This window comes from Methanocella sp., from assembly GCF_035506375.1.
Classification (GTDB): Archaea; Halobacteriota; Methanocellia; order Methanocellales; family Methanocellaceae; genus Methanocella.
Genome location: NZ_DATJPM010000041.1, coordinates 22,957 through 32,143 on the forward strand (window position 1 = coordinate 22,957; position 9,187 = coordinate 32,143).

Genomic DNA, 9,187 nt, shown 5'->3' on the forward strand with positions numbered 1-9,187 from the left:
AAGTTTATCCGGCTGCCGACAAAATATATCCATATTTCATAAGAACGTAGCTCCACGGAGGCCGTATGATCTTTGAAGTTGCACACGAGCAGGCCGGCAGGCCAATGGTCTGGGAGACGGCCGTATCGGAAGTCGTCCCACGCACGAAGGACGTGAAGAGTTTCCGCTTTCCGAAGCCGGAAGGCTTCCAGTATAAGGCGGGCCAGTGGATGTACATCAACATCCGCATCGAGGGCGTGCAAAAGCTGCACCACTTTACGATCTCCAGCAGCCCGACGGAGAATTACATCGAATTCACGAAGAAGATAACGGATAGCCAGTATTCGCAGGCCCTGGATAAGATGAAGCCCGGCGACTGGGCCAAGATCAACGCCCCCTTCGGCGAGTTCACACTGGGCGGTGAAAACGAAAAGATTGGGGCCCTGACGGGCGGGATCGGGATCACGCCTTTAATGAGCATTTGCCGGTACTGCACGGATAAGAAGCTCCCGACAAGCATCGTCATGCTCTACTCGAACAAGACGGAGAACGAGATCGTTTTCAAGGATGAGCTCGATGAAATTCAGAAGATGAACCCGAATATCGTCATCAAGAACGTGCTTACGCGGGAGCCGGAATGGAAAGGGCTAAAGGGGCATATCGACGCCGATATGATAAAAGCGCAGATACCTGACTATAAAGAGCGTGTGTTTTATATTTGCGGGCCTCCAAGCCTGAACCAGGCGATGAAAAAGGCGCTGGAAGGGCTGAATTTACGGGAAGACCGGATTAAGCTCGAAGAATTTACCGGCTATCAATAATAATTGAGCTATTCACTAATCTTATATGGGAGCACGTGCAGAGTAGAATTAGTGGTCGGCGGATGCCTGAGAAGCGATATGATAGTTTTTCCGTAAAATATAATATGGCCGCCCCATGCGGCATTTACTGCGGCTATTGCCGGCTATATCTGTCGAGGGAAAAAGGCCTTAAGAAAGGCTGTCAGGGGTGCAGGATACAGAATAAGAACTGCGCCTTCTTAATGAAAGCCTGTATCCAGGATAAGAACAGCACTGTCAAGTTTTGTTTTGAGTGTGAGATATTCCCCTGTGACAATTTAAAAAAGCTGGATAGAAAATACAATAAAAAATACAATACGAGCCTGATCAAGAACCTTGAAAGGATCCAGCAGGTCGGCCCGGATGCCTGGCTCGAAGAGCTCCGGGAGGCATGGACGTGTCCCTCGTGCGGCGGGCGCCTGTGCCTGCACGATGCTAAGTGCTACGACTGTGGTGCGCCGCTTATCAGGGAATGATCTCGCAGCTGTTGAACTTCGTGTGCTCGAAGTCCCGCAGGCTGATCTTTCCTTCTTTGATGAGCTGCCTGATCTCCGGCAGCACGGCCAGGAGCCCGCTGACCATGTTCTTGATCGTGGCACAGACTTCTTTGAATCCCGCGTCTCCCCACTTCACGGTCACGTTCGCATAGAGGCAGCGGCCACCGCAGATGTTCAGGATGTCGCAGCCTTTACAGGGGCCGGAAATGAGCGTCTGCTTTAATTTCAACGGATGGTCCGAGGCGATGTCGCCCGCATAATAAGCTTTCATACCTGACATTACGGGGCATGGCGATATCTTCCCATCGGTCTGGATGTTGAACTCCGCCCAGCCGGCGCCGCAGCGGAGAAGCGTTTTTTCATGGAGCAGCATCGAGCGCATGACGGACATGAACGGGTACATTCTCAGGACTTTACCCTCTTCCCTCATTACGCGGACCCATTCTTTAATGAGAAGGTCGATGCCAGGGTTATAGCTATCCTTAGCCCACTGCGCGAAGTGGCGGCGCTGGTAGTCGTTCTTCCAGAAAAGCGCATTCAGCTGCCAGTGGACACTGTCAAAACAAAAATCAGGATTATTCAACAAGTATAAGGCCTGGCTGTAGATGTCGCAGTCCTCGGTCACAGTCATCCTGGCGATGGTCTCGCCTTTAAAGCCATTCTTGCGAATAAGCCGGGCGTTGGCCATGATCTTCTGGTAGACGCCCTCGCCCCGATCGTAGTCTGTTAGGGCCTCGTCGCCGTCGAGGGAGATCGATATCGTGTGAAGACGGTTCAGGTACTCCGGCTTTACCTTGTGTAGCATCGTCCCATTGGTGTGGAGCATGAAGCGCCTGGCGGGCAGCGTATCCATGAGCTCGTACATCTTTTTAATATTCAGGAGCGGCTCACCGCCGTAAAAGATGAGTGTGGCATCAGGGTCTTTTTCGATAAAGGACTTCAGGGCCGCCGACTCGCAGCCCAGGTCCCGGGGCAAAGAATAATCGATGTCCTCGTGGTCGCCAGACTCGTCGAAGTCGTCGCAGCACTCGCCATAGCAGTAGCGGCACTGAAGATCACAGGCCGTCGTCAGCGTGATGAAAAAGTTCATGACCGCATCCTCTGAGCGGGCTCCCTGTCCCCGGACTCCTCTTATAATGGACTCACTGATAGACGATTTGATATTTAAGGCTTATCCATGGCCGAACGATTTGTTTTTATACATTATCGCATAAAAGTCATACGGTGGTTATCTTTGAGGCGTTTCGGGCTATTAGCCATATTGTGTATAACGATCATCGTATTATCTTTTAGCGGTTGTACCGACTCGAGCCCGGCGACGATAACGCCGACGCCTGCCCCGTCTTCGAGCGCGGCGGAGATCGGCCATTCCAGCTCTAATCCGGCGCCCATAGGGCAGGCCGTCACGGGTAACAGCAGGCAAAAAATGGAGGACGGGTCTCAGCTCACGCTGACGATGGTGCTGGAGAACGTGACCCGGGGCGACATGGCGACGAAAATGCTTGACAATTATAGTGGCCTGCCCCAGGTCCCCGGGCGGGGGAACGAGTTTTTGTTCGCCGAATTCAGGGCGGACCTGGTCAATTTCACGCCTAACGAGACCTATTCGATCAGCAACCTGAACTTTGTCATCCTGTCCGAAGGCAACTTTACAAACGCCACGCCCGTTATCCTGTTTAACCCCACGATACAGGGCGGATTAATGAAGGGGGAAACCCGCGAGGGCTGGGTACTATTCGAAATACCGGCCAATAGTACGGACCCGGTCATCGCATATGCGAGAGGCAGTGACGGGAGCGGCGGCCTGTGGTTCCGGGCTTATTGATCGAATAAGGTATTTTTCCCTTTTTTTCGCAGAGCTATATTCTCGTTGATGCGCTTCTCCGCCCAGCTAATATAGTGGCATGGCCCCCGGTTATACATGGCCACGGCCTCTTTACATACCTCATAGATCATCTGCTGCCCTTCTTCACGGGAATAAACCCGCGTAAGCTGGCCGACGTCCAGCGACCACCCGATGTAGGAATTATCCTTCGCCTTCCAGAAGTCGGCGACCAGCGCCGGGCTGCGGGCGAAGACGAAGAGGTCGCACTGCCTCTCGCCTTTTGGCAGCGTCTTCCCGTTGAAATGCGCCTCGTCCTGCAGGAAATGGGTGACCTCGTGGCCGATGACGTAGTTGCTGCTGCTGCGCGTTAAGCGTACGGTGCCGGTGCCGCCGTCATAGTAGGCGCTCCGGGATGCCCGGCCGAACCTGATGTCCGTGACCTCGGGGAAAAACCAGAGGGTATACTCGATGCGCTGTTTCAGGGCGGGCACTTTTAGGAATAATTCCCGGAGGTCCTTTGTATAATGGACGTTCGCCATAGTAATTCCCTACTTTTTCTGGATGCGCCGCAGGTTCACGGCCATCTTCAGGAGTATATACGTTATAACGGTAAAGATTACTAGAAATACTAAAATAAGGCCGACGATAAGAAGAACGATAAAAACAGGGTCATACGCCATACCTAAATGAACACCCGGGCGAACAGCTTGACGAAGCGCCAGACGCGCTCCCTGGTCGACAGGCCCAGGAATTGCCGGGCGAGGACGGAGGGGCGGTCAATGTCGCCGTACTGCGTGATCATGTTCAGAATATCGGGGTCGTCCAGGGCCGCGATGGCCTCGTTCAGGTCCTCGTCCGTCATCCTGCCGAAGATCTGCCTGAACTTGAGCCCGAACATGAGCTCGTTGCCGAACTCGCCGCGCCAGCGGCGCTCGTATTCCCTGAGCCGGGCCGCCCGGACGTCGCCTTCCAGGGCGGCCTTCGCGGCCACTTCTCCGGCAATTTTGGCGCACCGTGTGCCCATGTAGATGCCGCCATAGGATACGGGCTTCACGTGTCCTGCCGCGTCCCCTACGATGAGGACGCCGTCGGTCACTGTGCTCTTGAGCGTTCCTACGGGTATGCCGCCCATGATGAGGTCGACAGCCCCACGGGCCTTCTTCGAGACGACCTCGTGCTCGCTCAACAGCCGGTCGAGATAAACGTGCGCGTCGCTGTCCGCGTTCAGGCCGATTCGGCAGCATTCGCCTGACGTGGGCACCGCCCAGGCGAAATATTTTGGCACGTAATAATGTCCCAAAAATATCTCGACGAACTCCTCATCCCGGGGCTCATAGTCGGCTTCAACCTGGATGCCCGTACAGACATGGGGGATATGGCCCAGCCCGACGCTCTTCGCGATGCGGCTTTTAACTCCATCCGCGCCGATGACGACCCTCGCCGGTATCTCCGTCTTTTTACCGTCGCTGACCGCTTCCAGCACTACGCCTCCGGGCACTTTTTTAACCGAGCGCACGGCCGTATCAAGCCACACGTCGGCGCCCGCCTTCGTAGCTGCTTTAGCCATTTCGCGGTCCATGATCTTGCGCTCGACGACGTAGGTCATGGTGCGCTTACCATCGATGGGTATAGAGCGATTATCGGGCGCATAGACGAAAGCTCCCCGGATACGCTTGTTAATAAAATTGCCCTCGGGCAGCTCGCATTCCTTAAGTGCCTTGACGCTGATGTGGCCGGTGCAAGAGACAGGAGAGCCTATCACGGCATGCTCCTCGATGAGCAGTGTCCTGGCGCCGTTCTTCGCGGCGTACTTTGCGGCCATCGAGCCCGCGGGGCCCGCGCCTACGACCACTACATCAAATTCCATTTGTAGACTACCTTAAAGCGTGATACGTTAAGCATTCTCTATTACATTTAAAGTTTATCTTTTTTGGCTTTAGCTTAAGCCCCACTAAGCATAATAAAAACGCTTAAAAATTTTCATCCACGAAGCTACACTAAGCGGGCCTGAAACGACTCTAAGATATTTCAATATATTTGCTGTGTTGAATAAGTCAAGTTTTGTTAATTAGTAAACGATTACTAAGCTAGTTAATTTTTAAAAATATTTGCTGTGTTGAATTACTCCGGTATTTTAAGCTTTTTAAGGGCACGGAGGGCACTATTTTTCACCACAAAGGCACGAAGAGCACGGAGGCCCAAAAAGTCTTTTTTTAGATTAAGTTACAAAGTACACAAAGCCGGTTCATCGGCGATCAGGGCACGAAGGATACAAAGACACAGTGGAATGAACAAGGGCACTTTTTACCCCTATGCCTTCATAATCCTTTGTATCTTAGAAGTTCAAAAAGCGGCTCTGTGTCCTTTGTAACTTAATTATAAAAAAGTCTTTGTGGGCCTCCGTGCTCTTCGTGCCTTTGTGGTGAAAAATAGTGCCTCAGTACACTCCGAGACTTAAAAAGGCATATTCAACAAAGCATAAAAATTGAAAAAGATAATCGGAAACTATCGATAAATTTGGCTATTACGCAAACAATAAAAATAAGACTACTTTCTAAACAATGACCTATCAATATTCAACGCACCAAATATTATTAAATTTTTTAGAGTATCTTTGAGCCGGCTTTGCGTCATTTTGTGGCTAAAAAGTCATTGAGCAACGTATTATTTTTTGAAGGCCTCGATAAAAATTTCATGACAAAGTGGATATAGTAAGCCATAAATTAATAGCTCTCATAATAAAACATTTAATCATCACGGTAATCAGGATGACCGAGTATAAGCAGTGCATACTTGTCCGGGACGACTTGAAGCTCCCCAAAGGTAAAATGGCGGTCCAGGTGGCCCACGCGTCCCTGGCCGCGTACGAGTGGGCGAAGCCCGCGGTCCAGGAGGCCTGGAAGCGCGAGGGCATGAAGAAGATCGTCCTCAAGGTCGATAAGCTGGAGGACCTCTTTAAGTATAAGGAAGAGGCCCGCCGGATGGATATACCCACGGCGCTCATCCAGGACGCCGGCCTGACCACCGTACCTCCTGGCACCATCACGTCGCTGGGCATGGGCCCGGCCGACGCCATGGTACTGGATAAGATAGTCGGACACTTGAAACTCATGTAAGGGATCAGCATGATCGTTGGATTTGTCATTAATAAGGTCGAGTCTGCCAGGCACGTTCCCCTGGAAGAGCTCCAGAAATACCGGAACATCAACGTGAACTATGACATCAACCTCCGGAACCTGTCGGTGGTCAAGGTTCCCGTGGCCCCGGAAAAGGTGCTGCGCATCGAGTACGGCGTCACCATTAATTATATCAATCCCTCTATCGGCTTCATCCGGTTCGAGGGCTACTGCGACTACGCAAGCCCCCACGCCGATAAAACGCTCAAGGACTGGGAGCAGGGGAAGCCGGACATCGCCATCCAGAACGAGGTCTCGAATAACATGATGGCCCGGATCATCCCGCTGGCCATGCTCCTGTCCCAGAGCCTCTGCCTGCCCCCGGCCGCGCCCTTGCCCGTGATCAATTTCCAGAAGCCGGGCGAAGCGGTGGAAAAGGACAAGTTTGACTCATACCACGCATAACTATCATGAAGCGCACCACGGCGAACACGGCGCTTTGTTCACCACGGCGACACGGAGGCACCACGGAGGACACGGTTAATTATTCACCACGGCGACACGGCGAACACGGCGCTCTTTAAAATTCGACACGGCGGATGCACGGCGACACGGTTTCCATAGTTTTAATAAGTAAAATGGGGATCCCGAGGGGTAAGCAAGAGCGCTCCGCGCGGCGTCAGCCCCTCTTCAGGATATTAAAGAGAGGAGGGGGTCTCCGAGGGGGCATCAGCCCCCTTCAGGAACTAAAAAGCGCCGTGTTCGCCGTGTCGCCGTGGTGAATAAAAAGCGCTGTGTCTCCGTGGTGCCTCCGTGTCTCCGTGGTGAGCCACGGGTGATCTGTATGGTTAAACCAACTTCGTATGGGCTGGAACGGCTGATGGGCATCGACGCCTGGCTCACCGACGAGGACGGCGTCGGCGGAGACCTGCGCGTCGAGCCAGGAGATTTTAAAGTCAGCGAAGTTTCTGACTTCAAGTACGGTACGTCGGGCGATTATCTGATCGTGCGGCTCGTGAAGGAGAACTGGGAATCGCACCACCTGATCCGCGACCTGTCCCGGCAGCTTGGGATCGGCGGGGAGCGTATCGGCATCGCCGGCACAAAGGATAAGCGGGCCGTAACGTCACAATTAATGAGCATCCGGGGCGTCACGGAAGAGCAGCTTGCCCGCGTGAACTTACAGCGGGCCATCCTGGAGTCCCTCGGGCGCGCGAACAAGGGCATCGGGCTGGGCGACCTCCGAGGGAACGACTTTGACATCACCGTCAGGAACATCGCTTTGCCGGAAGCCGAATGCGAAGCCCGCCTGAAATCCATCGACGCCAGTATTGTAAAATCGGGGGGCGTCCCGAACTTCTTCGGGTACCAGCGCTTCGGCATAGTCCGCCCCATCACGCATCTCGTCGGGAAAAAGCTACTACGGGGTGACATCGAGGGCGCCGCTATGGACTATATCGCGAAGTCGTTCCCGGGCGAATCCGAAGAAAACCGGAAAGTCCGTGACCTCGTCATGGAGACCCGCGACTTTCGGGAAGGCATAAGGCAGTTTCCTTTGAACCTCCGGTATGAGCGCGCCATGATGCACCACCTCATAGAGCATCCCGGCGACTACGCCGGCGCATTTCAGTCATTATCCCCTAACCTCCTGCGGCTATTCGTGCACGCTTACCAGTCCTATCTCTTTAATAAATTACTCAGCCGCCGGCTTCTGGACGGGCTCCCGCTGAAGGAGCCTCTCGAAGGCGATGTCGTATGTTTTACAGATGCGCACGGGGAGCCGGACGCGTCGAAACTGGAGACGGTGACGAAGAAGAATATGCCCGACATTAAATTTTTAATCAAGCGAAACCGGGCATATGTGACGCTTCCGCTCATTGGAAGTGACTCGGGGCTGGATGCCGGCAGTACTGGCGAAGCAGAGCGGCAGGTGCTTGAAGAAGAAGGCATCAGTACTGAAGATTTCCGAATGGCGGCCATGCCCGAGCTCGCGTCGTCGGGGCTACGGAGAGAGATCCGGTTGCGGGTAAACCCGTCGATAAGCGCAGGCACCGGCATAGCCAGATTTAAATTTTTTCTGCCCCGGGGATGCTATGCCACCACCGTCCTGCGGGAGTACATGAAATCCCGTCCTGAAAATATGGATTAGGCCAGCGGCTCATGCCATATATCCCCAAAACACACATTTTATAATCGCTCGGGCCATGGAAAACGGTAAAATATTATAATTTTATAATAATATAACATATTGTAATGTGGTGATCTTATGGCTGAAAAGAGTACAATGATTATGGGCGAGGAGCCGGCGCCAAAGGATATCGAGGCTCTGGACAGGCTCAAATCGGACATCGTAGAACAACTGCGCGCTGCCGGGGTGAAATTCCCGATCAAGACGAAGGCTGACCTGGCGGATATCTATCCGAAGGGTACGCAGAAGTCCTGCATGTATAAGGGCCGGGAAGTTTCGCTCCACGACCTTATCGATAACATCGATGACCGCGCATTCCCGCTGGAGAACGCAGGCGATACGGCCACTGCGCTTGTATCGAGCTGTCAGATGAACGTGGTGAAATAAGCTTGTTTTCCGTGATCGGCCCCCTGCAGCCAGGCGGGGGCTAATCTATCTGTTCTAGCTGTGCTTAGAATAATACGCAATTTAAATTAATAAGTCTTAGAGTCACTTTAGGCCAGTTTGAGGCGCTTTGTGGCTGAAAAAGTTTTAGAGCTTTTTATTATGCTTAGAATAGCTTAACCGGATCGTTTTTTGGTGCGGCCCGCCCGGGCAGTCATGGTGTAGTTATTAGTTTTACGGGCGGGCCGCGCACCGAATGTTCATTCGTTCATCTGCTCTGCTCAGTAGCCCTTGCCCAGGCTCGTACCCTTTTCCAGGCCTGGCGCAGGTGCATTCGATGCCTTCGATAACCCGCCCTT

Annotated in this window: 11 protein-coding genes; 7 read left to right on the forward strand and 4 right to left on the reverse strand. The window is 53.1% G+C overall.

Going from position 1 to position 9,187, the window contains the following annotated elements:
• Positions 1-65 precede the first annotated feature (65 nt).
• A complete protein-coding gene (locus VMC84_RS05485) occupies positions 66-800 on the forward strand; it encodes an FAD-dependent oxidoreductase (protein WP_325378910.1) in 735 nt (244 codons plus the stop codon).
• A gap of 62 nt (positions 801-862) precedes the next feature.
• Positions 863-1,294, forward strand: coding sequence for a DUF3795 domain-containing protein (locus tag VMC84_RS05490; protein ID WP_325378912.1), 432 nt, complete (start codon positions 863-865; stop codon positions 1,292-1,294).
• Here the strand turns inward: VMC84_RS05490 and VMC84_RS05495 are convergent.
• On the reverse strand, positions 1,284-2,477 hold the full coding sequence (locus tag VMC84_RS05495) for a TIGR04084 family radical SAM/SPASM domain-containing protein (protein WP_325378930.1): 1,194 nt from the start codon (positions 2,475-2,477) through the stop codon (positions 1,284-1,286). The two genes, VMC84_RS05490 and VMC84_RS05495, sit on opposite strands and share 11 nt — an antisense overlap.
• A gap of 72 nt (positions 2,478-2,549) precedes the next feature.
• Between VMC84_RS05495 and VMC84_RS05500 the strand changes: the two genes are divergently transcribed.
• Entirely contained in the window at positions 2,550-3,140 is a 591-nt protein-coding gene (locus tag VMC84_RS05500; RefSeq protein ID WP_325378914.1) for a hypothetical protein, read from the forward strand.
• Here VMC84_RS05500 and VMC84_RS05505 read toward each other — a convergent pair.
• From VMC84_RS05505 to VMC84_RS05515, 3 genes are read right to left on the reverse strand one after another with little or no spacing between them, the layout of a single operon-like run.
• Positions 3,134-3,679: a hypothetical protein gene (locus tag VMC84_RS05505; RefSeq protein WP_325378916.1), complete on the reverse strand. Its 546-nt coding sequence runs from the start codon at positions 3,677-3,679 to the stop codon at positions 3,134-3,136. The genes VMC84_RS05500 and VMC84_RS05505 overlap by 7 nt on opposite strands.
• 9 nt (positions 3,680-3,688) lie before the next feature.
• Positions 3,689-3,820: a hypothetical protein gene (locus tag VMC84_RS05510; protein ID WP_325378918.1), complete on the reverse strand. Its 132-nt coding sequence runs from the start codon at positions 3,818-3,820 to the stop codon at positions 3,689-3,691.
• A 2-nt stretch (positions 3,821-3,822) separates the two neighbouring features.
• On the reverse strand, positions 3,823-5,007 hold the full coding sequence (locus VMC84_RS05515; RefSeq protein ID WP_325378920.1) for an NAD(P)/FAD-dependent oxidoreductase: 1,185 nt from the start codon (positions 5,005-5,007) through the stop codon (positions 3,823-3,825).
• Positions 5,008-5,908: 901 nt separating this feature from the next.
• On the opposite strand from VMC84_RS05515, the gene pth2 reads away from it, so the two are divergent.
• The 4 genes from pth2 (at position 5,909) to VMC84_RS05535 (ending at position 8,831) form a co-directional block, all read left to right on the forward strand.
• Positions 5,909-6,256, forward strand: coding sequence for a peptidyl-tRNA hydrolase Pth2 (pth2, locus tag VMC84_RS05520; RefSeq protein ID WP_325378922.1), 348 nt, complete (start codon positions 5,909-5,911; stop codon positions 6,254-6,256).
• Positions 6,257-6,265: 9 nt separating this feature from the next.
• Positions 6,266-6,721, forward strand: a complete 456-nt coding sequence (locus tag VMC84_RS05525; protein WP_325378924.1) for a hypothetical protein — start codon at positions 6,266-6,268, stop codon at positions 6,719-6,721.
• A 379-nt stretch (positions 6,722-7,100) separates the two neighbouring features.
• The gene (truD, locus tag VMC84_RS05530) at positions 7,101-8,405 is read left to right on the forward strand and encodes a tRNA pseudouridine(13) synthase TruD (RefSeq protein WP_325378926.1); all 1,305 of its coding nucleotides are present in this window, start codon (positions 7,101-7,103) and stop codon (positions 8,403-8,405) included.
• A 117-nt stretch (positions 8,406-8,522) separates the two neighbouring features.
• Positions 8,523-8,831, forward strand: coding sequence for an MTH865 family protein (locus VMC84_RS05535; protein WP_325378928.1), 309 nt, complete (start codon positions 8,523-8,525; stop codon positions 8,829-8,831).
• Positions 8,832-9,187 lie beyond the last annotated feature (356 nt).

Coding starts and splice junctions, on each gene's coding strand:
- VMC84_RS05485 (WP_325378910.1), top strand. CDS start 66: ATGATCTTTGAAGTTGCACACGAGCAGGCCGGCAGGCCAATGGTCTGG.
- VMC84_RS05490 (WP_325378912.1), top strand. CDS start 863: ATGCCTGAGAAGCGATATGATAGTTTTTCCGTAAAATATAATATGGCC.
- VMC84_RS05505 (WP_325378916.1), bottom strand. CDS start 3,679: ATGGCGAACGTCCATTATACAAAGGACCTCCGGGAATTATTCCTAAAA.
- VMC84_RS05510 (WP_325378918.1), bottom strand. CDS start 3,820: ATGGCGTATGACCCTGTTTTTATCGTTCTTCTTATCGTCGGCCTTATT.
- VMC84_RS05515 (WP_325378920.1), bottom strand. CDS start 5,007: ATGGAATTTGATGTAGTGGTCGTAGGCGCGGGCCCCGCGGGCTCGATG.
- pth2 (WP_325378922.1), top strand. CDS start 5,909: ATGACCGAGTATAAGCAGTGCATACTTGTCCGGGACGACTTGAAGCTC.
- VMC84_RS05525 (WP_325378924.1), top strand. CDS start 6,266: ATGATCGTTGGATTTGTCATTAATAAGGTCGAGTCTGCCAGGCACGTT.
- truD (WP_325378926.1), top strand. CDS start 7,101: ATGGTTAAACCAACTTCGTATGGGCTGGAACGGCTGATGGGCATCGAC.
- VMC84_RS05535 (WP_325378928.1), top strand. CDS start 8,523: ATGGCTGAAAAGAGTACAATGATTATGGGCGAGGAGCCGGCGCCAAAG.